The sequence below is a fragment of the Escherichia sp. MAL-1 genome, assembly GCF_052948035.1.
This window is the reverse complement of record NZ_CM129609.1, coordinates 2,719,712-2,742,023: the sequence shown is the minus strand read 5'-3', so window position 1 is coordinate 2,742,023 and position 22,312 is coordinate 2,719,712. Positions and strand designations below refer to the sequence as shown.

At 52.1% G+C, this 22,312-nt stretch carries 23 protein-coding genes; 14 read left to right on the top strand and 9 right to left on the bottom strand.

Going from position 1 to position 22,312, the window contains the following annotated elements:
- From sapD to puuA, 8 genes are all read right to left on the bottom strand, one after another.
- On the bottom strand, window positions 1–993 hold the full coding sequence (sapD, locus tag ACU8XX_RS13585) for a peptide ABC transporter ATP-binding protein SapD (RefSeq protein WP_001128858.1): 993 nt from the start codon (window positions 991–993) through the stop codon (window positions 1–3).
- Window positions 993–1,883, bottom strand: a complete 891-nt coding sequence (gene sapC / locus ACU8XX_RS13580) for a peptide ABC transporter permease SapC (RefSeq protein ID WP_001146163.1) — start codon at window positions 1,881–1,883, stop codon at window positions 993–995. The genes sapD and sapC overlap by 1 nt, the downstream gene beginning before the upstream one ends.
- Window positions 1,870–2,835 carry a putrescine export ABC transporter permease SapB gene (gene sapB / locus ACU8XX_RS13575; protein ID WP_000583277.1) on the bottom strand — a complete coding sequence of 322 codons (966 nt, stop codon included), beginning with the start codon at window positions 2,833–2,835 and terminating at the stop codon, window positions 1,870–1,872. Before sapB ends, sapC begins: the two co-directional genes overlap by 14 nt.
- Entirely contained in the window at window positions 2,832–4,475 is a 1,644-nt protein-coding gene (gene sapA, locus ACU8XX_RS13570; RefSeq protein ID WP_001250216.1) for an ABC transporter substrate-binding protein SapA, read from the bottom strand. The genes sapB and sapA overlap by 4 nt, the downstream gene beginning before the upstream one ends.
- A 311-nt stretch (window positions 4,476–4,786) precedes the next feature.
- The gene (locus tag ACU8XX_RS13565; protein WP_001015099.1) at window positions 4,787–5,032 is read right to left on the bottom strand and encodes a YmjA family protein; all 246 of its coding nucleotides are present in this window, start codon (window positions 5,030–5,032) and stop codon (window positions 4,787–4,789) included.
- Window positions 5,033–5,165: 133 nt separating this feature from the next.
- Window positions 5,166–6,551, bottom strand: coding sequence for a putrescine/proton symporter PuuP (gene puuP / locus ACU8XX_RS13560; RefSeq protein ID WP_016242070.1), 1,386 nt, complete (start codon window positions 6,549–6,551; stop codon window positions 5,166–5,168).
- On the bottom strand, window positions 6,541–6,705 hold the full coding sequence (locus tag ACU8XX_RS13555) for a YmjE family protein (protein ID WP_120795382.1): 165 nt from the start codon (window positions 6,703–6,705) through the stop codon (window positions 6,541–6,543). Before ACU8XX_RS13555 ends, puuP begins: the two co-directional genes overlap by 11 nt.
- A gap of 148 nt (window positions 6,706–6,853) precedes the next feature.
- Window positions 6,854–8,272, bottom strand: a complete 1,419-nt coding sequence (gene puuA / locus ACU8XX_RS13550) for a glutamate-putrescine ligase (protein WP_001300763.1) — start codon at window positions 8,270–8,272, stop codon at window positions 6,854–6,856.
- Window positions 8,273–8,483: 211 nt separating this feature from the next.
- Between puuA and puuD the strand changes: the two genes are divergently transcribed.
- From puuD to puuE, 5 genes are all read left to right on the top strand, one after another.
- On the top strand, window positions 8,484–9,248 hold the full coding sequence (puuD, locus tag ACU8XX_RS13545) for a gamma-glutamyl-gamma-aminobutyrate hydrolase (RefSeq protein WP_001300506.1): 765 nt from the start codon (window positions 8,484–8,486) through the stop codon (window positions 9,246–9,248).
- 26 nt (window positions 9,249–9,274) lie between these two features.
- The gene (gene puuR / locus ACU8XX_RS13540; protein ID WP_001278727.1) at window positions 9,275–9,832 is read left to right on the top strand and encodes an HTH-type transcriptional regulator PuuR; all 558 of its coding nucleotides are present in this window, start codon (window positions 9,275–9,277) and stop codon (window positions 9,830–9,832) included.
- Between the two features lie 274 nt (window positions 9,833–10,106).
- Window positions 10,107–11,594: an aldehyde dehydrogenase PuuC gene (puuC, locus tag ACU8XX_RS13535; protein ID WP_001009090.1), complete on the top strand. Its 1,488-nt coding sequence runs from the start codon at window positions 10,107–10,109 to the stop codon at window positions 11,592–11,594.
- 1 nt (window position 11,595) lies between these two features.
- Window positions 11,596–12,876, top strand: a complete 1,281-nt coding sequence (puuB, locus tag ACU8XX_RS13530; protein WP_000134870.1) for a gamma-glutamylputrescine oxidase — start codon at window positions 11,596–11,598, stop codon at window positions 12,874–12,876.
- Between the two features lie 37 nt (window positions 12,877–12,913).
- Window positions 12,914–14,179: a 4-aminobutyrate transaminase gene (gene puuE / locus ACU8XX_RS13525; protein ID WP_000069247.1), complete on the top strand. Its 1,266-nt coding sequence runs from the start codon at window positions 12,914–12,916 to the stop codon at window positions 14,177–14,179.
- A 117-nt stretch (window positions 14,180–14,296) separates the two neighbouring features.
- Here the strand turns inward: puuE and pspF are convergent, their stop codons facing one another.
- Entirely contained in the window at window positions 14,297–15,274 is a 978-nt protein-coding gene (pspF, locus tag ACU8XX_RS13520) for a phage shock protein operon transcriptional activator (RefSeq protein WP_240765176.1), read from the bottom strand.
- Between the two features lie 166 nt (window positions 15,275–15,440).
- On the opposite strand from pspF, the gene pspA reads away from it, so the two are divergent.
- The 9 genes from pspA (at window position 15,441) to ACU8XX_RS13475 (ending at window position 22,293) form a co-directional block, all read left to right on the top strand.
- Window positions 15,441–16,109, top strand: a complete 669-nt coding sequence (gene pspA / locus ACU8XX_RS13515; RefSeq protein ID WP_000511025.1) for a phage shock protein PspA — start codon at window positions 15,441–15,443, stop codon at window positions 16,107–16,109.
- Window positions 16,110–16,162: 53 nt separating this feature from the next.
- On the top strand, window positions 16,163–16,387 hold the full coding sequence (pspB, locus tag ACU8XX_RS13510) for an envelope stress response membrane protein PspB (protein ID WP_001274963.1): 225 nt from the start codon (window positions 16,163–16,165) through the stop codon (window positions 16,385–16,387).
- Window positions 16,387–16,746, top strand: a complete 360-nt coding sequence (pspC, locus tag ACU8XX_RS13505; RefSeq protein WP_016242071.1) for an envelope stress response membrane protein PspC — start codon at window positions 16,387–16,389, stop codon at window positions 16,744–16,746. Before pspB ends, pspC begins: the two co-directional genes overlap by 1 nt.
- Window positions 16,747–16,754: 8 nt before the next feature.
- Window positions 16,755–16,976: a phage shock protein PspD gene (gene pspD, locus ACU8XX_RS13500; protein ID WP_001295585.1), complete on the top strand. Its 222-nt coding sequence runs from the start codon at window positions 16,755–16,757 to the stop codon at window positions 16,974–16,976.
- A 74-nt stretch (window positions 16,977–17,050) separates the two neighbouring features.
- Entirely contained in the window at window positions 17,051–17,365 is a 315-nt protein-coding gene (gene pspE, locus ACU8XX_RS13495; RefSeq protein WP_000473109.1) for a thiosulfate sulfurtransferase PspE, read from the top strand.
- A gap of 211 nt (window positions 17,366–17,576) precedes the next feature.
- On the top strand, window positions 17,577–19,256 hold the full coding sequence (ycjM, locus tag ACU8XX_RS13490) for a glucosylglycerate phosphorylase (protein ID WP_000810500.1): 1,680 nt from the start codon (window positions 17,577–17,579) through the stop codon (window positions 19,254–19,256).
- Between the two features lie 13 nt (window positions 19,257–19,269).
- A complete protein-coding gene (locus ACU8XX_RS13485) occupies window positions 19,270–20,562 on the top strand; it encodes an ABC transporter substrate-binding protein (RefSeq protein ID WP_000597460.1) in 1,293 nt (430 codons plus the stop codon).
- A gap of 20 nt (window positions 20,563–20,582) precedes the next feature.
- Window positions 20,583–21,464, top strand: a complete 882-nt coding sequence (locus ACU8XX_RS13480) for a carbohydrate ABC transporter permease (protein ID WP_001080790.1) — start codon at window positions 20,583–20,585, stop codon at window positions 21,462–21,464.
- Window positions 21,451–22,293, top strand: a complete 843-nt coding sequence (locus ACU8XX_RS13475) for a carbohydrate ABC transporter permease (protein ID WP_000224659.1) — start codon at window positions 21,451–21,453, stop codon at window positions 22,291–22,293. Before ACU8XX_RS13480 ends, ACU8XX_RS13475 begins: the two co-directional genes overlap by 14 nt.
- Window positions 22,294–22,312: the final 19 nt, after the last annotated feature.

Genomic DNA, 22,312 nt, shown 5'->3' with positions numbered 1-22,312 from the left:
TCACTCTTTCTCCATGTTCAGCGGGAAATGACAGGCATAGAGATGATTTTTCGCCCCCGTCAAACGTGGCGTCACAATGCATTCTCGTTGTGCATACGGGCAACGTGGCCCCAGACGACAACCAATCGGTAACTGTTCCAGCAGTGGGATAGCGCCGGGTAGCGTATTGAGGCGACTTTTATGCGGCATCGCGCTGCCGAAGTCTGGTATCGCGCGGATCAGCGCCTGGGTATAAGGATGATGTGGCATCGTCACCAACTCCTTACTCGGCGCGGTTTCCACTGTTTGACCGCAGTAAAGCACGTTAATTTTATCCGCCCATTGGCTAAGCATTTGTAAGTCATGGCTGATAAGCAAAATAGTGGTATTGCTGTTTTGGTTGAGACGCGTCAGCAGGCGAAAGATTTGCGCCTGGGTTGTTGGCTCCATTGAGTTGGTCGGTTCGTCAGCAATCAGCAGACGCGGTTGATTCGCCAGTGCAATGGCTATCATCACTTTCTGACATTCACCTTCGGTCAACTCATAGGGAAAACTGCGCATCGCATCTTTGTGATCTTTAATCCCCACGCGGTGCAGCAGTTCAATGGCACGGCGTTTGCGCCAGCCAAAACGCTGCCACCAACGGCCTTTATAGGTCCAGGCTGGGATGTTTTGCATCAACTGGCGGCCCACACGTTCTGAAGGGTCAAGACACGACTGCGGTTCCTGGAAAATCATCGACACGTTATGGCCAACCAGTTTGCGCCGTTCGCGTGCGGAGAGACGCAGCAAATCGATATCATCAAAACGCATACGGTCAGCAGTAACACGCCAGTTATCTTTATTCACCCCACAAATCGCTTTCGCAATCAAACTCTTGCCGGAACCGGATTCACCAACAAGACCGCGGATTTCACCTTCGGTTAAGGTCATACTTACCCGGTCGACGGCTTTAACCCACTCATCACCGGTTTTAAATTCAATGGTCAGGTTACGAATATCGAGTAATGGCATTATTCCACCCCCGCAATAATCGCACGACGAACGCCATCGCCAAGGAGGTTAACCAACAACACGCTAATCATAATTGCCGCACCTGGCAGCATGACAGTCCACGGGGCGACATAAATCAGTTCCAGCGCATCACCGAGCATCGCTCCCCATTCAGGCGAGGGGAGTTGTGCGCCGAGATCGAGAAAGCCCAGCGCGGCGATATCGAGAATTGCCATCGACAGTGCGCGGGTGATCTCGGTGACCAGCCCGGCGGTGATGTTTGGCATCACAGCAAACCAGAGAATATTCAGCGTTGATGCGCCATCCAGACGGGCGGCGATAACGTACTCTTTTTCCAGTTCGTCATGCACCATGCTGTAAATCGAACGTACCATACGCGGCAGCAATGCCAGCCAGACAGCAAACATAGCGTGGGACAAACTCGGTCCGGCAAACGCTACAACGATAATTGCCAACAGCAGCGAAGGGATCGCCAGTAAGGTATCCAGAATATGGTTAAGCACCGCTGAGCGGAGGCCGTGTGTCGCCCCGGCGAAGGTGCCCAGTACCAGGCCACAGATCGTCGCGGCAAGCGTCACCACAAATGCGCCACCCACGGTTGGCGCAGCTCCGCTCAGTAAACGGCTTAAAACATCGCGTCCGAGGTCGTCAGTCCCCAGGAAGAAAGAAACTTCGCCATAGCGCGACCATGACGGCGGCAATAATTGATAACCGAGAAATTGCTGGTCGATGCCGTAAGGCGCAAACCAGCCGCCAAAAATACACAGTACAGCCAGCCCCGCGCAGCCGTACAGGCCGACCATCGCAGAGGCGTCACTATAAAATTTGCGCCAGGCGGTACGCAGCGTGCCCGGCGGGCGCTTTTCGCTGTATACGCTATCGTAAGGCATACCATTCCTTATGTTTCAGAGGGTTAGCCATGGCACCCAAAATATCAGAAATCACGTTAACAATAATGACCAGTGAGCCACACACCATCACTCCGGCGGAAATGGCTGCGTAATCCTGCTGGCGGATGGCGTTAATTAACCAGCGCCCTAAACCCGGCCAGCTAAAAACCATTTCGGTGATCATCGCCAGCGTCAGCATGGTGGAAAACTGTAAGCCCAGGCGAGGAATAACCGGCGGTAACGCGTTATGCAGAACGTGGCGACGCAAAATAGTAAAGCGCGACAAACCGCGGGTCGCCGCCGCTTTTACATAGTTCTGGTCATACACTTCGATAGTGCTGATACGCATCAGGCGGATCACTTCAGTTGTTGGCGCAACCGACAGGGTGATCACGGGCAATATCATATGGCGGATTGCGCTCATGATCATTTCATCCCGCCATGGTGAGTCCGAAAGCCAGGCATCAATCAACGCAAAACCGGTAATCGGTTTCACTTCGTAGAGCAGATCGAAACGCCCTGAAACGGGCAACCAACCTAGCGTGAGTGAACAAAACAGCGTCAACAGAAGCGCCAGCCAGAACACCGGGATTGAAAAGCCCAGTAAGGCGATGGCGTTGATCAAGTTATCCTGCCACTTATGGCGCGTAATCCCGGCAATCATCCCCACGGGGATGCCAACAATCAGCGCAAAACCGAAGGCGAGGATGCACAGTTCCATCGTCGCCGGGAAGACCTCTTTTAACTGTTCGGCAATCGGTTGACCGTTAATGCTGGAAACACCAAAATCCCAGTGGATCAGGCCGTTAAACCAGAACACCCAGGCATTCCACAGTGACGCGCCTTGTAACGGCGCATGAGGGGTGAAATAGCTCAAGCTGAAGCCAACGAAGGTCAGCAGGAACAAGGTGACAATCAATAACAAAATGCGGCGTAAGGTGAAGATAATCATGGTTTTTTCACCTCATCCTGTTTCTCGCGATACACCCCAGCAAAGGAGGCGTTACCAAACGGGCTAAGTACCAGACCTTTGATATCGTACCGATAGGCCTGCAAACGCAATGACGACGCCAGCGGCAAAATGGGCAATTCCTGCGCCAGAATACTTTGCGCTTCGTCATAGGCTTCAATACGCGCCGCCAGCTGCTGCGAAGAGAGCGCCTTACGCAATACGCTGTCGAATTTCGGATCGCACCAGTGGGCGAGGTTGGTCTGCGAATGAATTGCCGCGCAGCTCAGTAACGGACGGAAGAAACTATCCGGGTCGTTACTGTCCGTCGCCCAACCGGATAACGTCAGATCATGGCTCATATCCATCAACCGCGCCTCCTGAAAGCGACCTTCTACCGGCACAATCACCACTTTTACGCCAACCTGCGCCATATCCGCCTGAATCAGTTCGGCAGTTTTCAGTGGACTGGGGTTCCACGCCTGCGAACGTGTGGGCACCCACAGTTTCAGCGTTAAATTTTCCAGCCCCAACGACTTCAACTGTTCGCGCGATTTCGCCGGATTGTATTCAGTAATTTTAGCCTCGTTGTCATAGGCCCACGAGGCGCGCGGTAAAATAGAGGCCGCCGTTTCAGCCGTACCATAATAGATGGATTGCATCAGGCGCTGGTTATTAATCGCCAGTGCCAGCGCATGGCGGACAGCGGGATTATTTAGCGGCGGTTTGGCGGTGTTAAATGCCAGATAGGCGACGTTCATCCCAGGACGCAGCGTTAAACGCAAGCGCGGGTCGTCACGCAAAATGGATAGCTGGCTGGCAGCAGGCCAGGCCAGAACGTCGCATTCCCCGGTCAGGAGTTTCGACAGACGTCCGGTGCCGCCGGAGCCTAAATCCACCACTACCTGCGGCATTAACGGTTTACCGCGCCAGAAGTCATCATGACGTTGTAGGCGAATAAATTGCCCGGCGCGGTATTCCGACAACTGATACGGACCGGTGCCGACCGGTTGACGGTCGAGTTGCTCCTGGCGATCTTCTTTCTCTAACTTCCGGGCATATTCTGCCGACATGACCGAAGCATAATGGGTTGCGAGGTGCCACAAAAAAGAAGCATCCGGCTGGGCGAGTCGGAACTCAACGGTATGATTATCCAGTTTGCGGACGCTTTTCACGTTATCGGCAAATTGCAGGCTGTCGAAGTAGGGGAAGTTGCTGCCGTTGACGTTATGCCACGGGTTGTTGCGGTCAAAAATTCGCTGGAAGGTAAACACCACATCGTCGGCATTCATTTTACGAGTGGGAGTAAACCAGTCGGTTTTTTGAAACGGAACATCGCGACGCAGGTGGAAGCGATAGGTCGCGCCGTTGTCGAGTACTTCCCAGCTTTCGGCAAGTTCCGGCATCAGGCGATAGGTATAGGGATCGACATCCAGCAGTCGATCATAAAACTGGGCGGCAAGGGTATCGACAATTAACCCACTGCTCGCTTTGGATGGGTTAAAGGTGTTGACTTGCCCGCTGACGCAATAGACAAAACCGCTGTCGCGGATATCAGCATGCGGGGGAGATTCAGGCGCGGCGATTGCCTGACCACTCACAAGTCCAGCAATCACCAAAAGAGACGATAATACCTGGCGCATAATATTAAGGGATTTTATGTAAAGAGGCTATCTTACTAATATTTAATGACATTTGCCATTACCGTTTGTGTTCAGGGGTCGTAATGAGGGCCGTGTGGTTGGTCGTTGAACAGATGGCGTCGCCATCTGTTCAACATTCGTACCCGTGATTTCTCTATAACTATAACTCACAGAATAACTTAGCGAGGAGCAGAGCGGTACGATCGTGAGAAACCCATTAAAGCACGCTGCAATGCGTGTCATTTTAACCGGATGCAGAGTGAACGCTTTATCCGGACAACGATACTGACCGATCGTCTGCAATTAAATAATTACTCATTACCCCATTGATTCAAAAACTCTGCGATCTCATCAATGCGTACGGGATTAATCCCCGCTTCAGCAGCCATTTCATGTTGGGCTTCTTCGCTGATCTCTTCATTGTTCATCAAACGGGTGAGCAGTAACTGGAAGTAGTGGGCCAGCGGTGTGCGTTCAGCGTCTGCGACAGGCTCTGCGCATTCGGTCGCGTACTCATCGGCAATATCAAAATATTTTAGCGGGATATCGTGGTTCATTATTTGCCCCTGGGGTTAATGCGCTAAGCATAAGGGCGGATGATAGCACTCGTGATCCGGGTCATACATCTTTTTATAGTTAATGGCGCGGCGCATTACCCTCAGGCAGGATAATGCGGCGCGCATCCGACTATTACGTTTCGCTCACTGGCGTTCTGTCACCTTCGTACAGCGGCACTTTGCGATAGCGGCGAATCAGATACCACAAATATGCGCCGCCTAACGAAGCCCATACCAGACCCAGCGTCAGCGAGGTGGCTTCGAGGTTAATCCACAGCACGCCCACCGTCAGCGCGCCAACCAGCGGCATTAATAAATAGTGGAAGTGTTCCTTCCAGCTTTTATTCATTCCTTTGCGCCGCCAGAAGTGGTTGAACACCGACAGGTTAACGAAGGTAAACGCTACCAACGCGCCGAAGTTAATTAACGCTGTGGCGGTAACTAAATCGAAGAACAGCGCCGACATCGCGACAATCCCGACCATAATGACGTTCAGTGCCGGAGTCCGCCATTTCGGATGCACATAGCCAAACACGCGCTCCGGAAACACATTGTCGCGCCCCATCACATACAGCAGACGTGACACGCTGGCATGTGAGGCCAGGCCAGACGCTAACGTGTTCACAAACGTGGTGCAAAGGAAAATCGACTGGAACAGCTTACCGCCGACGTAGAGTGCAATTTCAGGCAGTGCGGCGTCCGGGTCTTTAAAGCGGCTGATATCGGGGAAGAACAGCTGCATAAAGAACGACGCCGCGATAAAGATAACGCCACCATAGACCGCCGTCAGGAAGATGGCTTTCGGGATCACGCGTGCGGCGTCTGGTGTCTCTTCCGAAAGTGTGGTCACTGCATCGAAACCAAGGAAAGAGAAGCAGACGATCGTCGCCCCGGTAATAATCGGAATCAGATGCGCGTTCTCGCTGATAAACGGCTGTAACGACCAGACCGTGCCAACGCCTTCTCCTTTATGCAGTCCCTGAACCACCAGGAAGATAAACACCACCATGATGGAGATTTGCACCAACACAAACAGGGTATTGAAGTTAGCGACCAGGTTGACGCTCTTCAGATTCGCGGCGGTTAAAATGGCGACGAAGGTTACCACCCACACCCACGGCGGCACTTCCGGGAAGAGGGCGGAGAGATAGATTTTCGCCAACAAAACGTTGATCATCGGCAAAAAGAGATAATCCAGCAGTGATGACCAGCCGACCATAAATCCGACGTGCGGGTTAATCGACTTTTGCGCGTAGGTATAGGCCGAACCGGCCTCCGGAAACTGGCGAACCAGTTTGCCGTAGCTGATAGCGGTAAACAGCACGCTCGCCAGCGCCAGCAAATAGGACGCCGGAACGTGACCGTCGCTAATGCCTGACACAATGCCAAAAGTATCGAACACAGTCATCGGCGTGAGATAGGCCAGACCCATCATTACCACCTGCCACAATTTCAGTGATTTTCGCAGACGGGTTTTGCCGGGTTGCGCAGCAATATTCAGTGGTGAATTAATAGCCATAATTGCTGCCTCCCCTGCGTAATAAGGTTTGCGGTCGTGTCGACCTGAAATCAAACCTGTTTAGCAAGGGAAGCAAAGGGGGCGGAGTCCAGTCAGTCGCAGGAGGGGCGCATACGCAGCCTCCCTCGCCATGCGGGGATTTAATCATCGGCATCATCTCATTTCCTCGTCACAGTCTTAATCGTTAACGGAAGCCCGTTGCCGCCTGCGCTCCATAACGCGACATCCGGAAAATGTCTGGATTACCAGCAAATGTCAGGCCTGGCTCCGCTCAGGCCGATGAAACAACCCCGCAAGGGGTATTACGCGTTTTTCAACATCCACTCAATTTCTGTTTCTGTGATGAGGCGCTCAAACTGCAACAGCTCATCATTTTTACAGGCGTGATAGACATGGCAAAACCGTTCGCCTAAATAGCGGCGCAGGTGATCATTCTCGATAAACTCACCCAGGGCATCGCTCTGGCGAATCGGGAAGGGTAAGCCATCCTGTTCCAGCCCGTTGCCTTCGACTTCTTCCTGCAACGGCAGCTCGTTATCAAGACCGTGCAAAATACCGGCAAAAATCGCTGCCATCACCAGATATGGGTTGGCATCGGCACCCGCCACGCGATATTCCACGCGGTGATTATGACGATCGCCGCATGGAATACGCAGGGCGACGGTGCGGTTGTTATGGCCCCACGACGCCTGCGTCGGTACATACATCCCCGGCTGGAAGCGGCGATACGAGTTCACGTTTGGTGCCAGCAACGCCATTGATGACGGCATCAGATCGATCATTCCGGCGAGCATTTTTTTCAGCAGCGGCGAATCTTCGCCTTCCGCGTCAGAAAGCACGTTCTCGCCACGATTATTTTGCATACTGATATGGATATGCATCCCGCTGCCCGCGTGCTCTTCATACGGCTTCGCCATAAAAGTGGCGTGCATCTTATGCTTTTCTGCCATCAGACGCACCAGGCGTTTTAGCGCCAGCGCATCATCGCAGGCTTCCAGCACGTTATCGGTATGGTAAAGGTTGATTTCAAACTGACCCGGCGAGGCTTCGGCGACCGCACCGTCGGCGGGAATTAACTGTAACTGCGCCAGTTCATCAATATCATTGAGCACGTCGGCGAAGTGGTTGAGGTTATCAACGGAGTAAACCTGGCTTTGTGTATTGCGGTCATCGGTGCCGGGCGCGCAGGGCGGTTGCAGATACCCTTCAGCGTCGCGCTGACGATCCAGTAAATAGAACTCCAGCTCTACCGCTACAACCGGGAACAATCCGCGCTGGCGTAGCTGCTGCCACAGGCGGTTAAGAACGTTCCGCGGCTCAACGTCAAAGGGAGCGCCATCTTCATCGACCATGGTCAGGAGCATCTGACCGATAAACTCTGGATCGGCGGCAGAAGGGGTTAAGGAACCGAGAACAGGAACACAAGTACGATCCGGCTCGCCCATTTCCTGACCCAGACCCGCTTCTTCTACTACGTTGCCCAGAATATCCATTGCAAACACCGAGGCCGGGAAATAACACCCTTTCTCCAACTTCTTCAGGCTTGCAACAGGGATACGTTTTCCACGGAAGCAACCATTCAAATCAGTAAGTAAAACATCAACATATTGCGTATTCGGGTAGCGCTCCAGGTAGCGTTTCACTTCCTGCGTAAAGGCGCTACCCCGCCTCTCTTCTGACTGCTGAACAAAGTTCTCTACTTCAACGATATTGGTTTCCATGATTCTTCGCCTTTGGTTTGTTTTCCGCTCGTTATCAAAGCGTAAAATATAATGACCACCATTCGAATCTGTATGCAAACTAAATGTTTGTCAAATGTTAAATTGAGTTTGCAAAAATGAAAACCCACTGCTAGATTGAAAAAATATTGAACATAAAGGTCATTTAAAGCGCAGTAATGGCGATAATTTAGTCCACTTTGTGAGATTGAGCATGGAAAATATAATGAACAATCCGGTTATCGGTGTCGTAATGTGCAGGAACAGGCTTAAGGGTCATGCGACCCAGACTCTGCAAGAAAAGTACCTGAATGCCATCATCCATGCAGGCGGCTTGCCTATTGCGCTACCACATGCGCTGGCGGAACCGTCATTACTTGAACAACTTTTGCCGAAACTCGATGGCATTTATCTTCCTGGTAGTCCCAGCAATGTGCAGCCGCACCTATATGGTGAAAACGGCGATGAGCCTGACGCCGATCCCGGGCGTGATCTTCTGAGCATGGCGATAATTAATGCCGCACTCGAAAGGCGCATCCCCATTTTCGCCATCTGCCGGGGTTTACAAGAACTGGTGGTGGCAACCGGTGGTTCGTTGCATCGCAAGCTGTGCGAACAGCCTGAATTGCTGGAACATCGGGAAGATCCCGAACTGCCGGTGGAACAGCAATATGCACCGTCGCATGAAGTTCAGGTTGAAGAGGGGGGATTACTGTCTGCGTTGTTACCTGAATGTAGCAACTTTTGGGTAAACTCTCTACATGGACAAGGGGCGAAGGTCGTTAGCCCACGGTTGCGTGTTGAAGCTCGCTCGCCGGATGGCTTAGTTGAGGCGGTTAGCGTCATCAATCATCCTTTTGCGCTGGGCGTACAGTGGCACCCGGAATGGAACAGTAGCGAGTACGCGCTTTCGCGTATATTGTTCGAGGGCTTTATCACCGCTTGTCAGCACCATATCGCTGAAAAACAGCGACTCTGACCACTACAGTTTAAGGAAATGCAAATATGAGTGATGAGGGACTGGCGCCAGGAAAACGCTTGTCGGAAATCCGCCAGCAGCAGGGGCTTTCACAACGTCGTGCCGCCGAACTCTCCGGGCTGACTCACAGTGCTATCAGTACGATAGAACAAGATAAAGTCAGCCCTGCCATCAGTACGCTGCAAAAGCTGCTGAAGGTGTATGGTCTGTCACTCTCGGAATTCTTTTCCGAGCCGGAAAAACCTGATGAGCCGCAGGTCGTCATTAATCAGGACGACTTAATTGAGATGGGTAGTCAGGGTGTGTCAATGAAGCTGGTTCATAACGGTAACCCGAATCGCACGCTGGCGATGATCTTTGAAACGTACCAGCCGGGCACAACCACTGGGGAAAGAATTAAGCATCAGGGTGAGGAAATAGGCACTGTACTGGAAGGTGAAATTGTTCTGACGATTAATGGTCAGGATTACCACCTCGTCGCGGGGCAAAGTTATGCCATTAATACCGGCATCCCGCACAGTTTCAGTAATACGTCGGCAGGTATTTGCCGAATTATCAGCGCCCATACGCCCACCACGTTTTAATCTTTTTGTTCTGTAAGCCGGGTAAGCGCAATGCGCCCGGCAATCTATACACAAAATCATTCAAGTTGCATCAAGGCGGCAAGTGAGCGAATCCCGATGAGCTTACTCAGGTAAGTGATTCGGGGGAGCGAACGCAGCCAAGGCAGAGGCGGCTTGAAGGATGAAGTGTATATAAAGAATGTCGCCAGAAATAAACGGGCATACGGCCCGGGGATCTCTGCGCCCTGACGTTCACAAACTGCATATATCTGATAGACGTGAAACAGGAGTCATAATGAATTTTCATCATCTGGCTTACTGGCAGGATAAAGCGTTAAGTCTCGCCATTGAAAACCGCTTATTTATTAACGGTGAATATACTGCTGCGGCGGAAAATGAAACCTTTGAAACCGTTGATCCGGTCACCCAGGCACCGCTGGCGAAAATTGCCCGCGGCAAGAGCGTCGATATCGACCGTGCGATGAGCGCAGCACGCGGCGTATTTGAACGCGGCGACTGGTCACTCTCTTCTCCGGCTAAACGTAAAGCGGTACTGAATAAACTCGCCGATTTAATGGAAGCCCACGCCGAAGAGCTGGCACTGCTGGAAACTCTCGACACCGGCAAACCGATTCGTCACAGTCTGCGTGATGATATTCCCGGCGCGGCGCGCGCCATTCGCTGGTACGCCGAAGCGATCGACAAAGTGTATGGCGAAGTGGCGACCACCAGTAGCCATGAGCTGGCGATGATCGTGCGTGAACCGGTCGGCGTGATTGCCGCCATCGTGCCGTGGAACTTCCCGCTGTTGCTGACTTGCTGGAAACTCGGCCCGGCGCTGGCGGCGGGAAACAGCGTGATTCTAAAACCGTCTGAAAAATCACCGCTCAGTGCGATTCGTCTCGCGGGGCTGGCGAAAGAAGCAGGCTTGCCGGATGGTGTGTTGAACGTGGTGACGGGTTTTGGTCATGAAGCCGGGCAGGCGCTGTCGCGTCATAACGATATCGACGCCATTGCCTTTACCGGTTCAACCCGTACCGGGAAACAGCTGCTGAAAGATGCGGGCGACAGCAACATGAAACGCGTCTGGCTGGAAGCGGGCGGCAAAAGCGCCAACATCGTTTTCGCTGACTGCCCGGATTTGCAACAGGCGGCAAGCGCCACCGCAGCAGGCATTTTCTACAACCAGGGACAGGTGTGCATCGCCGGAACGCGCCTGTTGCTGGAAGAGAGCATCGCCGATGAATTCTTAGCCCTGTTAAAACAGCAGGCGCAAAACTGGCAGCCGGGCCATCCACTTGATCCCGCAACCACCATGGGCACCTTAATCGACTGCGCCCACGCCGACTCGGTCCATAGCTTTATTCGGGAAGGCGAAAGCAAAGGGCAACTGTTGTTGGATGGCCGTAACGCCGGGCTGGCTGCCGCCATCGGCCCGACCATCTTTGTGGATGTGGACCCGAATGCGTCCTTAAGTCGCGAAGAGATTTTCGGTCCGGTGCTGGTGGTCACGCGTTTCACATCAGAAGAACAGGCGCTACAGCTTGCCAACGACAGCCAGTACGGCCTTGGCGCGGCGGTATGGACGCGCGACCTCTCCCGCGCGCACCGCATGAGCCGACGCCTGAAAGCCGGTTCCGTCTTCGTCAATAACTACAACGACGGCGATATGACCGTGCCGTTTGGCGGCTATAAGCAGAGCGGCAACGGTCGCGACAAATCCCTGCATGCCCTTGAAAAATTCACTGAACTGAAAACCATCTGGATAAGCCTGGAGGCCTGAAATGACCGAACATACCAGCAGTTACTACGCCGCCAGTGCGAATAAATATGCACCATTCGACACACTGAATGAGTCAATCACCTGCGACGTTTGCGTGGTTGGCGGCGGCTATACCGGGCTCTCCTCCGCGCTGCATCTGGCGGAAGCGGGCTTTGACGTAGTGGTTCTCGAAGCCTCACGCATCGGCTTTGGCGCAAGCGGGCGCAATGGCGGGCAACTTGTGAACTCCTACAGCCGCGACATCGACGTGATCGAAAAAAGCTACGGCATGGACACCGCCCGTATGCTCGGCAGCATGATGTTCGAGGGTGGCGAGATCATCCGCGAACGTATCAAACGCTATCAGATTGACTGCGACTACCGCCCCGGCGGCCTGTTTGTGGCGATGAATGATAAACAGCTCGCCACACTCGAAGAGCAGAAAGAGAACTGGGAACGCTACGGCAATAAACAGCTGGAGCTGCTGGACGCTAACGCCATTCGCCGTGAAGTAGCCAGCGATCGCTACACTGGTGCGCTGCTGGATCACAGCGGTGGGCATATTCACCCGCTAAACCTCGCCATTGGTGAAGCCGATGCCATCCGCCTGAACGGCGGGCGCGTGTATGAGCTTTCTGCGGTCACGCAGATCCAGCACACCACGCCCGCCGTGGTGCGTACTGCCAAAGGTCAGGTGACGGCGAAGTATGTGATTGTCGCCGGGAATGCGTACCTGGGCGATAAAGTGGAGCCGGAGCTGGCGAAACGCAGCATGCCATGCGGTACGCAGGTGATCACCACCGAGCGGCTGTCGGAAGATTTAGCCCGTTCGCTGATCCCGAAAAACTACTGCGTGGAAGACTGTAATTATCTGCTTGATTACTACCGTCTTACCGCCGATAACCGCCTGCTGTACGGCGGCGGCGTAGTGTATGGCGCGCGCGACCCGGATGACGTTGAGCGTCTTGTGGTGCCGAAACTGCTGAAAACCTTCCCGCAGTTGAAGGGCGTGAAAATCGACTATCGCTGGACGGGCAACTTCCTGCTGACCCTGTCGCGTATGCCGCAGTTTGGTCGCCTCGATACCAACATCTATTACATGCAGGGCTACAGCGGCCACGGCGTCACCTGTACTCATCTCGCCGGACGTTTGATTGCCGAACTGCTGCGCGGCGACGCCGAACGTTTCGATGCCTTCGCCAATCTGCCGCATTACCCGTTCCCCGGCGGGCGCACGCTGCGCGTACCGTTTACCGCGATGGGCGCGGCGTATTACAGCCTGCGCGATCGTCTGGGCGTTTAATTTCCGATTAACAGTGAAGAGTCAAAAGGTGTGAAACATGAGCAACAATGAATTCCATCAGCGTCGTCTTTCTGCCACCCCGCGCGGGGTTGGCGTGATGTGTAACTTCTTCGCCCAGTCGGCTGAAAACGCTACGCTGAAGGATGTTGAGGGCAACGAGTACATCGATTTCGCCGCAGGCATTGCGGTGCTGAATACCGGGCATCGCCACCCTGATCTGGTCGCGGCGGTGGAGCAGCAACTGCAACAGTTTACCCACACCGCGTATCAGATTGTGCCGTATGAAAGCTACGTCACCCTGGCGGAGAAAATCAACGCCCTTGCCCCGGTGAGCGGGCAGGCCAAAACCGCGTTCTTCACTACCGGCGCGGAAGCGGTGGAAAACGCGGTGAAAATGGCTCGCGCCCATACCGGACGACCTGGCGTGATTGCGTTTAGCGGTGGCTTCCACGGTCGTACATATATGACCATGGCGCTGACCGGAAAAGTTGCGCCGTACAAAATCGGCTTCGGCCCGTTCCCTGGTTCGGTGTATCACGTACCTTATCCGTCAGATTTACACGGCATTTCAACACAGGACTCCCTCGACGCCATCGAACGCTTGTTTAAATCAGACATCGAAGCGAAGCAGGTCGCGGCCATTATTTTCGAACCGGTGCAGGGCGAGGGCGGTTTCAACGTTGCGCCAAAAGAGCTGGTTGCCGCCATTCGCCGCCTGTGCGACGAGCACGGTATTGTGATGATTGCCGATGAAGTGCAAAGCGGCTTTGCGCGTACCGGTAAACTGTTTGCCATGGATCATTACGCCGATAAGCCGGACTTAATGACGATGGCGAAAAGCCTCGCGGGCGGGATGCCGCTTTCGGGCGTGGTCGGTAACGCGAATATTATGGACGCGCCCGCGCCGGGCGGGTTGGGTGGCACCTACGCCGGGAACCCGCTGGCGGTGGCTGCCGCGCACGCGGTGCTCAATATTATCGACAAAGAATCACTCTGCGAACGCGCGAATCAACTGGGCCAGCGTCTCAAAAACACGTTGATTGATGCCAAAGAAAGCGTTCCGGCCATTGCTGCGGTACGCGGCCTGGGGTCGATGATTGCGGCAGAGTTTAACGATCCGCAAACGGGCGAGCCGTCAGCGGCGATTGCACAGAAAATCCAGCAACGCGCGCTGGCGCAGGGGCTGCTCCTGCTGACCTGTGGCGCATACGGCAACGTGATTCGCTTCCTGTATCCGCTGACCATCCCGGATGCGCAATTCGATGCGGCAATGAAAATTTTGCAGGATGCGCTGAGCGATTAATAGCCCAACGCAATAATGTCTGATGCGCTGCGCTTATCAGGCCTGCAAACGACGTTGATTATGTATGCCGGATAAAGCATTCACGCCGCATCCGGCAAGTTGTATTGCCCAACTTCGCTAAATCTGGTGCTTTTTCAACAACGCGCGGAACTGATGATAGGTTAACCCCAGTAATTCAGCCGCGCGCTTCTGGTTATATTTCCCTTGTTGCAAACTGAGTTGCAGCAACTCTTTTTCCTGCTGCATCTGAAACTCACGTAAATCCAGCGGCAGTGTTGGAAGCGAGGTGGTTTCTGAAACGGCGATAGCGTCTTCAGGCGGACGCCGTTTAAAGGGATCAATAATGATGTCATCAAGCGGATAATCGCTGGTGCCGTGGCGATACACTGAACGTTCCACCACGTTTTTCAATTCACGAATATTTCCCGGCCAACGATAATTCAGCAATGTTTCTCTGGCGCGCTCCGTAAACCCCGGGAACAGAGGCAGCTTGATTTCCCGACACATCTGGATGGCAAAGTGTTCTGCCATCAACATAATGTCGCTTTCGCGCTCGCGCAGTGGTGGCATTTGTACAACATCAAAAGCCAGTCGGTCGAGCAGGTCAGCGCGAAAAGTGCCTTCATTGACCATCGCCGGGAGATCGGCATTCGTCGCGCATACCAACCGCACATTCACCTGCAATGGCTGGCTGCCGCCAACGCGCTCCAGTTCACCGTACTCAATCACGCGCAATAATTTCTCCTGCACCATCATCGGTGCCGTAGCGAGTTCATCAAGAAATAGCGTACCGCCGTCGGCACGTTCAAATCTCCCTGGATGACGTTTTTGCGCACCGGTAAACGCCCCCGCTTCGTGACCAAACAGTTCGGAATCCAGCAGATTTTCATTTAACGCCGCGCAGTTAAGGGAAATAAACGGCCCTTGCCAACGGGAGGAGAGATAATGCAGGCGGCTGGCAATCAGCTCTTTACCTGTTCCGCGCTCGCCGATGATGAGCACCGGTTTGTCCAGCGGTGCGAGATGCGAAACCTGTTCCAGCACTTCGAGAAAGCTGTTCGCCTCACCGAGTAAATTATCTTTGTATTCTGCCATGATGAAATTCGCCACTTGTTAGTGTAATTTGCTAACTCATCCTGGCATGTTGCTGTTGATTCTTCAATCAGATCTTTATAAATCAAAAAGATAAAAAATTGGCACGCAAATTGTATTAACTGTTCAGCAGGACAATCCTGAACGCAGAAATCAAGAGGACAACATTATGGGTATTTTTTCTCGCTTTGCCGACATCGTGAATGCCAACATCAACGCTCTGTTAGAGAAAGCGGAAGATCCACAGAAACTGGTTCGTCTGATGATCCAGGAGATGGAAGATACATTGGTTGAAGTACGTTCTACTTCGGCGCGCGCGTTGGCAGAAAAGAAACAGCTGACTCGCCGTATTGAACAAGCGTCGGCGCGTGAAGTTGAATGGCAGGAAAAAGCCGAACTGGCGCTGCTGAAAGAGAGAGAGGATCTGGCGCGTGCGGCGTTAATTGAAAAACAGAAACTGACCGATCTGATTAAGAGCCTGGAACATGAAGTGACGCTGGTGGACGATACGCTGGCACGCATGAAGAAAGAGATTGGCGAGCTGGAAAACAAATTGAGCGAAACACGCGCTCGCCAGCAGGCATTGATGTTACGCCATCAGGCGGCAAATTCGTCGCGCGATGTGCGTCGTCAGTTGGACAGTGGCAAACTGGATGAAGCAATGGCTCGTTTCGAATCTTTCGAACGTCGTATTGACCAGATGGAAGCAGAAGCGGAAAGCCACAGCTTCGGTAAACAAAAATCGCTGGACGATCAGTTTGCCGAACTGAAAGCCGATGATGCAATAAGCGAGCAACTGGCACAATTAAAAGCCAAAATGAAGCAAGACAATCAATAATAACATCCAGGCGGCGTCCGAAAGCGCCGCCGCTCATCGTCTAAGGAGTACTTATGAGCGCGCTATTTCTGGCTATTCCATTAACCATTTTTGTGCTGTTTGTTTTACCGATCTGGTTATGGCTGCATTACAGCAATCGTTCTGGTCGCAGTGAATTGTCGCAAAGTGAGCAGCAGCGATTAGCGCAACTGGCTGATGAAGCAAAACGGATGCGCGAACGTATTCAGGCGCTGGAATCTATTCTTGATGCAGAACATCCGAACTGGAGGGATCGCTAATGGCGGGCATTAATCTTAATAAAAAATTATGGCGTATTCCGCAGCAGGGTATGGTACGCGGCGTCTGCGCCGGGATTGCCAACTATTTTAATGTACCGGTAAAACTGGTGCGTATCCTGGTGGTACTGTCGATTTTCTTCGGTCTGGCGCTGTTTACCCTGGTTGCTTACATCATTTTGTCATTTGCGCTTGATCCAATGCCGGACAACATGGCCTTTGGTGAGCAGCTACCTTCCAGCAGCGAATTGCTGGATGAAGTCGACCGTGAACTGGCGGCAAGTGAAACGCGTTTACGCGAGATGGAACGTTATGTCACTTCCGATACATTCACGTTACGTAGCCGTTTCCGTCAACTGTGAGGAAAGTTATGAATACTCGCTGGCAACAGGCCGGGCAAAAGGTAAAGCCTGGTTTCAAATTAGCAGGCAAGCTGGTACTTCTTACCGCACTGCGCTATGGCCCGGCGGGTGTGGCGGGCTGGGCGATAAAATCAGTTGCTCGCCGACCGCTGAAAATGTTGCTGGCTGTGGCGCTGGAACCGCTGTTAAGTCGGGCTGCTAATAAACTGGCGCAGCGTTATAAAAGGTGAGGGGAGTTTCGCAAAAATTGTTAAATCTCAGGCCTATAATGGATGGCAATTTTCATCCATAGAAGGACGCTTACATGTTTAAAAAAGGCTTACTTGCTCTGGCACTGGTGTTTTCACTGCCCGTTTTCGCCGCTGAACACTGGATCGATGTTCGTGTTCCAGAGCAGTATCAGCAAGAGCACGTTCAGGGGGCCATCAATATTCCCCTGAAGGAAGTGAAAGAGCGCATTGCCACCGCCGTTCCGGATAAAAACGACACCGTGAAAGTGTATTGCAATGCCGGACGCCAGTCCGGGCAGGCAAAAGAGATCCTTAGCGAGATGGGATATACCCACGTTGAGAACGCCGGTGGCCTGAAAGACATCGCAATGCCGAAGGTCAAAGGTTAAAAGAATTCACCATGAGCGGCGCTTATGCGCCGTTTTTTTTCTGTCACACCTTATTTATATCCCCATAGATTATTTGCGTCAGCTCACAAATACGCTTTTCCCCTGGTAAAAAATGATTTCCTGCGTGACTAAAACCCTTGTGCTCAATTGACAGTTTATTTTCTGCGGAGTAGTCTCTCGTTTAATGGGACCGCTACCACGGAAAGGCAACATGAAACAGAAAATTACGGATTACCTGGACGAAATCTACGGTGGAACATTTACCGCAACTCATTTACAGAAACTTGTAACGCGTCTTGAGAGTGCGAAACGATTAATTACACAGCGACGTAAAAAACACTGGGATGAAAGTGATGTCGTGTTAATTACCTATGCCGATCAATTTCACAGCAATGATTTAAAACCATTACCCACATTTAATCAGTTTTACCATCAATGGCTGCAAAGCATTTTTTCACATGTTCATTTGTTGCCGTTTTATCCATGGTCATCTGATGATGGCTTTTCGGTAATTGATTATCATCAGGTCGCCAGTGAAGCGGGGGAGTGGCAGGATATTCAGCAACTCGGTGAATGCAGTCATTTAATGTTTGATTTTGTCTGCAACCATATGTCGGCAAAAAGTGAATGGTTTAAAAACTATTTACAACAGCATCCAGGTTTTGAAGATTTTTTTATTGCCGTTGACCCGCAAACCGATCTCAGCGCCGTCACTCGCCCGCGTGCGTTACCGTTATTAACGCCATTCCAGATGCGCGATCATTCAACGCGCCATTTATGGACCACCTTTAGTGACGATCAAATTGACCTGAATTACCGTAGCCCTGAAGTGTTGCTGGCGATGGTGGATGTTTTACTCTGTTACCTTGCGAAAGGTGCTGAGTATGTCCGCCTGGATGCCGTTGGCTTTATGTGGAAAGAGCCGGGAACAAGCTGCATCCATCTGGAAAAAACACATCTGATTATCAAACTGTTACGGTCGATTATTGATAACGTTGCGCCAGGTACAGTGATCATTACCGAGACCAATGTTCCGCATAAAGACAACATTGCTTACTTTGGCGCAGGCGATGACGAAGCACATATGGTGTACCAGTTCTCGCTGCCGCCACTGGTGCTGCATGCGGTGCAAAAACAGAACGTTGAGGCGCTTTGTGCGTGGGCGCAAAACCTGACACTACCTTCCAGCAACACCACCTGGTTTAACTTCCTCGCCTCTCACGATGGCATCGGGCTAAACCCGCTACGGGGCTTGTTGCCTGAAAGCGAAATATTAGAGCTGGTCGAGGCGTTACAGCAGGAAGGTGCATTAGTAAACTGGAAAAATAATCCCGACGGTACACGCAGTCCGTATGAAATAAATGTGACCTATATGGATGCGTTAAGCCGCCGTGAGAGTAGCGATGAAGAACGTTGCGCCAGGTTTATCCTTGCCCATGCGATTTTGTTAAGTTTCCCCGGTGTGCCAGCGATATATATTCAAAGTATTCTTGGCTCGCGTAATGATTACGCAGGTGTCGAAAAACTCGGATATAACCGTGCGATTAACCGTAAAAAATATCACAGTAAAGAGATAACCCGAGAACTGAACGATGAAGCTACATTAAGGCATGCGGTATATCATGAGTTGTCGCGTTTAATTACACTTCGTCGCAGCCATAACGAGTTTCATCCGGATAATAATTTTACCATTGATACGATTAATTCATCCGTAATGCGTATTCAAAGAAGTAACGCTGATGGTAATTGTCTGACTGGATTGTTTAATGTCAGTAAAAATATTCAGCATGTAAATATTACTAATCTGCATGGTCGGGATCTGATTAGTGAAGTTGATATATTGGGTAATGAAATAACGCTGCGCCCCTGGCAGGTTATGTGGATTAAATAAAAAGGAACATCTCATGATTAAATCAAAAATCGTGCTGTTATCAGCACTGGTTTCATGCGCCCTGATTTCAGGCTGTAAAGAAGAAAATAAAACGAATGTATCCATCGAATTTATGCATTCTTCGGTGGAGCAGGAGCGCCAGGCCGTTATCAGTAAATTGATTGCCCGTTTTGAAAAAGAAAACCCTGGCATCACCGTTAAGCAAGTGCCCGTGGAAGAAGATGCCTATAACACTAAAGTCATTACTCTTTCACGTAGCGGTTCGCTGCCGGAAGTGATCGAAACCAGCCATGACTACGCCAAAGTGATGGACAAAGAGCAGCTTATCGATCGCAAAGCGGTTGCCACAGTCATCAGCAACGTTGGTGAAGGCGCGTTTTACGATGGCGTACTGCGTATTGTGCGTACCGAAGATGGTAGCGCATGGACCGGTGTTCCTGTCAGCGCCTGGATTGGCGGTATCTGGTATCGCAAAGATGTGCTGGCAAAAGCGGGGCTTGAGGAGCCGAAAAACTGGCAACAGCTGCTGGACGTTGCACAGAAACTGAATGACCCGGCGAATAAAAAATACGGCATTGCGCTGCCTACAGCAGAAAGCGTGTTGACGGAACAATCCTTCTCCCAGTTTGCGTTATCCAACCAGGCTAACGTCTTTAACGCCGAAGGCAAAATCACCCTTGATACACCAGAGATGATGCAGGCACTGACCTATTACCGCGACCTTGCTGCCAACACTATGCCGGGTTCTAACGACATCATGGAAGTGAAAGACGCCTTTATGAACGGCACCGCGCCGATGGCGATTTACTCCACCTATATCCTTCCGGCTGTGATTAAAGAAGGCGACCCGAAAAACGTCGGTTTCGTGGTGCCAACCGAGAAAAACTCTGCGGTCTACGGCATGTTGACCTCGCTGACCATTACCGCCGGGCAAAAGACCGAAGAGACGGAAGCAGCAGAAAAATTTGTCACCTTTATGGAGCAGGCAGACAACATTGCCGACTGGGTGATGATGTCGCCAGGTGCTGCGCTGCCGGTGAATAAAGCGGTGGTGACTACCGCCACCTGGAAAGACAACGACGTTATTAAGGCGCTGGGTGAACTACCGAATCAGCTAATCGGTGAACTGCCAAATATTCAGGTTTTTGGCGCAGTAGGGGATAAAAACTTTACCCGCATGGGTGATGTGACGGGTTCTGGCGTGGTGAGTTCAATGGTGCATAACGTCACCGTGGGTAAAGCCGATCTCTCTACTACGCTGCAAGCGAGCCAGAAAAAACTGGATGAACTGATCGAACAGCACTAAACCCAGGACAGGAATCCGCAATGAACAGGCTTTTTTCAGGTCGTTCCGATATGCCCTTTGCGCTGCTGCTTCTCGCGCCCAGCTTATTACTGCTGGGCGGTCTGGTGGCGTGGCCGATGGTGTCGAATATCGAAATCAGTTTTTTACGTCTGCCGCTCAATCCCAACATCGAGTCAACGTTTGTTGGGGTGAGCAACTATGTGCGTATCCTCTCCGATCCCGGCTTCTGGCATTCGCTGTGGATGACGGTCTGGTATACCGCGCTGGTGGTGGCGGGCAGCACCGTGCTCGGGCTGGCGGTGGCGATGTTTTTCAACCGCGAGTTCCGCCTGCGCAAAACCGCGCGTTCGCTGGTGATCCTCTCCTACGTAACGCCGTCCATTTCGCTGGTGTTCGCCTGGAAATACATGTTCAACAACGGCTACGGCATTGTTAACTACCTCGGCGTCGATCTTCTGCATCTCTATGAGCAGGCACCGCTGTGGTTCGATAATCCGGGCAGTAGCTTTGTGCTGGTGGTGCTGTTCGCCATCTGGCGCTACTTCCCGTATGCCTTTATCTCGTTTCTGGCGATTTTGCAGACCATCGACAAATCGCTGTACGAAGCGGCAGAGATGGATGGCGCTAATGCTTGGCAACGGTTTCGTATCGTCACGCTGCCCGCAATTATGCCGGTCCTGGCGACGGTGGTGACACTGCGCACCATCTGGATGTTCTACATGTTCGCGGATGTTTATTTGCTGACGACCAAGGTCGATATTCTCGGTGTATATCTCTACAAAACCGCCTTTGCCTTTAATGATTTAGGAAAAGCGGCGGCGATCTCGGTGGTGCTCTTCATCATTATTTTCGCTGTCATTCTGCTGACCAGGAAACGGGTGAACCTCAATGGCAACAAATAAACGCACACTCAGTCGCATCGGTTTTTACTGCGGGCTGGCGCTGTTTCTCATCATCACGCTGTTTCCATTTTTTGTGATGCTGATGACCTCGTTCAAGGGCGCGAAAGAGGCGATCTCACTGCATCCTACGCTGCTGCCGCAGCAGTGGACGCTGGAGCATTACGTCGACATTTTTAACCCGATGATTTTCCCGTTTGTCGACTACTTCCGTAACAGTCTGGTGGTGTCTGTGGTTTCATCCGTGGTGGCGGTATTCCTCGGCATTCTTGGGGCTTACGCGCTTTCCCGCCTGCGCTTTAAAGGTCGGATGACCATCAACGCCAGCTTTTACACGGTGTATATGTTCTCTGGCATTTTGCTGGTGGTGCCGCTTTTCAAAATCATCACCGCGCTTGGCATTTACGACACTGAGATGGCGCTGATCATCACCATGGTGACGCAAACTCTGCCCACCGCCGTGTTTATGCTGAAAAGCTACTTCGACACCATCCCCGATGAGATCGAAGAAGCGGCGATGATGGATGGCCTCAACCGTCTGCAAATTATCTTCCGCATCACCGTGCCGTTGGCGATGTCCGGGCTGATATCCGTGTTCGTCTACTGCTTTATGGTGGCGTGGAACGACTATCTGTTTGCGTCGATTTTCCTCTCCAGCGCCAGCAATTTCACCTTACCGGTGGGCCTGAACGCGCTGTTCAGTACGCCAGATTACATCTGGGGACGGATGATGGCGGCCTCACTGGTGACCGCATTGCCGGTGGTGATTATGTATGCGCTTTCGGAACGTTTTATTAAGAGTGGTTTGACCGCCGGTGGCGTGAAGGGCTAAAGCGGCCAGTTTCTTTACA

Excerpts from the sequence above, each read along its gene's own strand:
- sapD (WP_001128858.1), bottom strand. The coding sequence starts at position 993 with ATGCCATTACTCGATATTCGTAACCTGACCATTGAATTTAAAACCGGT.
- sapC (WP_001146163.1), bottom strand. The coding sequence starts at position 1,883 with ATGCCTTACGATAGCGTATACAGCGAAAAGCGCCCGCCGGGCACGCTG.
- sapB (WP_000583277.1), bottom strand. The coding sequence starts at position 2,835 with ATGATTATCTTCACCTTACGCCGCATTTTGTTATTGATTGTCACCTTG.
- sapA (WP_001250216.1), bottom strand. The coding sequence starts at position 4,475 with ATGCGCCAGGTATTATCGTCTCTTTTGGTGATTGCTGGACTTGTGAGT.
- ACU8XX_RS13565 (WP_001015099.1), bottom strand. The coding sequence starts at position 5,032 with ATGAACCACGATATCCCGCTAAAATATTTTGATATTGCCGATGAGTAC.
- puuP (WP_016242070.1), bottom strand. The coding sequence starts at position 6,551 with ATGGCTATTAATTCACCACTGAATATTGCTGCGCAACCCGGCAAAACC.
- ACU8XX_RS13555 (WP_120795382.1), bottom strand. The coding sequence starts at position 6,705 with ATGCCGATGATTAAATCCCCGCATGGCGAGGGAGGCTGCGTATGCGCC.
- puuA (WP_001300763.1), bottom strand. The coding sequence starts at position 8,272 with ATGGAAACCAATATCGTTGAAGTAGAGAACTTTGTTCAGCAGTCAGAA.
- puuD (WP_001300506.1), top strand. The coding sequence starts at position 8,484 with ATGGAAAATATAATGAACAATCCGGTTATCGGTGTCGTAATGTGCAGG.
- puuR (WP_001278727.1), top strand. The coding sequence starts at position 9,275 with ATGAGTGATGAGGGACTGGCGCCAGGAAAACGCTTGTCGGAAATCCGC.
- puuC (WP_001009090.1), top strand. The coding sequence starts at position 10,107 with ATGAATTTTCATCATCTGGCTTACTGGCAGGATAAAGCGTTAAGTCTC.
- puuB (WP_000134870.1), top strand. The coding sequence starts at position 11,596 with ATGACCGAACATACCAGCAGTTACTACGCCGCCAGTGCGAATAAATAT.
- puuE (WP_000069247.1), top strand. The coding sequence starts at position 12,914 with ATGAGCAACAATGAATTCCATCAGCGTCGTCTTTCTGCCACCCCGCGC.
- pspF (WP_240765176.1), bottom strand. The coding sequence starts at position 15,274 with ATGGCAGAATACAAAGATAATTTACTCGGTGAGGCGAACAGCTTTCTC.
- pspA (WP_000511025.1), top strand. The coding sequence starts at position 15,441 with ATGGGTATTTTTTCTCGCTTTGCCGACATCGTGAATGCCAACATCAAC.
- pspB (WP_001274963.1), top strand. The coding sequence starts at position 16,163 with ATGAGCGCGCTATTTCTGGCTATTCCATTAACCATTTTTGTGCTGTTT.
- pspC (WP_016242071.1), top strand. The coding sequence starts at position 16,387 with ATGGCGGGCATTAATCTTAATAAAAAATTATGGCGTATTCCGCAGCAG.
- pspD (WP_001295585.1), top strand. The coding sequence starts at position 16,755 with ATGAATACTCGCTGGCAACAGGCCGGGCAAAAGGTAAAGCCTGGTTTC.
- pspE (WP_000473109.1), top strand. The coding sequence starts at position 17,051 with ATGTTTAAAAAAGGCTTACTTGCTCTGGCACTGGTGTTTTCACTGCCC.
- ycjM (WP_000810500.1), top strand. The coding sequence starts at position 17,577 with ATGAAACAGAAAATTACGGATTACCTGGACGAAATCTACGGTGGAACA.
- ACU8XX_RS13485 (WP_000597460.1), top strand. The coding sequence starts at position 19,270 with ATGATTAAATCAAAAATCGTGCTGTTATCAGCACTGGTTTCATGCGCC.
- ACU8XX_RS13480 (WP_001080790.1), top strand. The coding sequence starts at position 20,583 with ATGAACAGGCTTTTTTCAGGTCGTTCCGATATGCCCTTTGCGCTGCTG.
- ACU8XX_RS13475 (WP_000224659.1), top strand. The coding sequence starts at position 21,451 with ATGGCAACAAATAAACGCACACTCAGTCGCATCGGTTTTTACTGCGGG.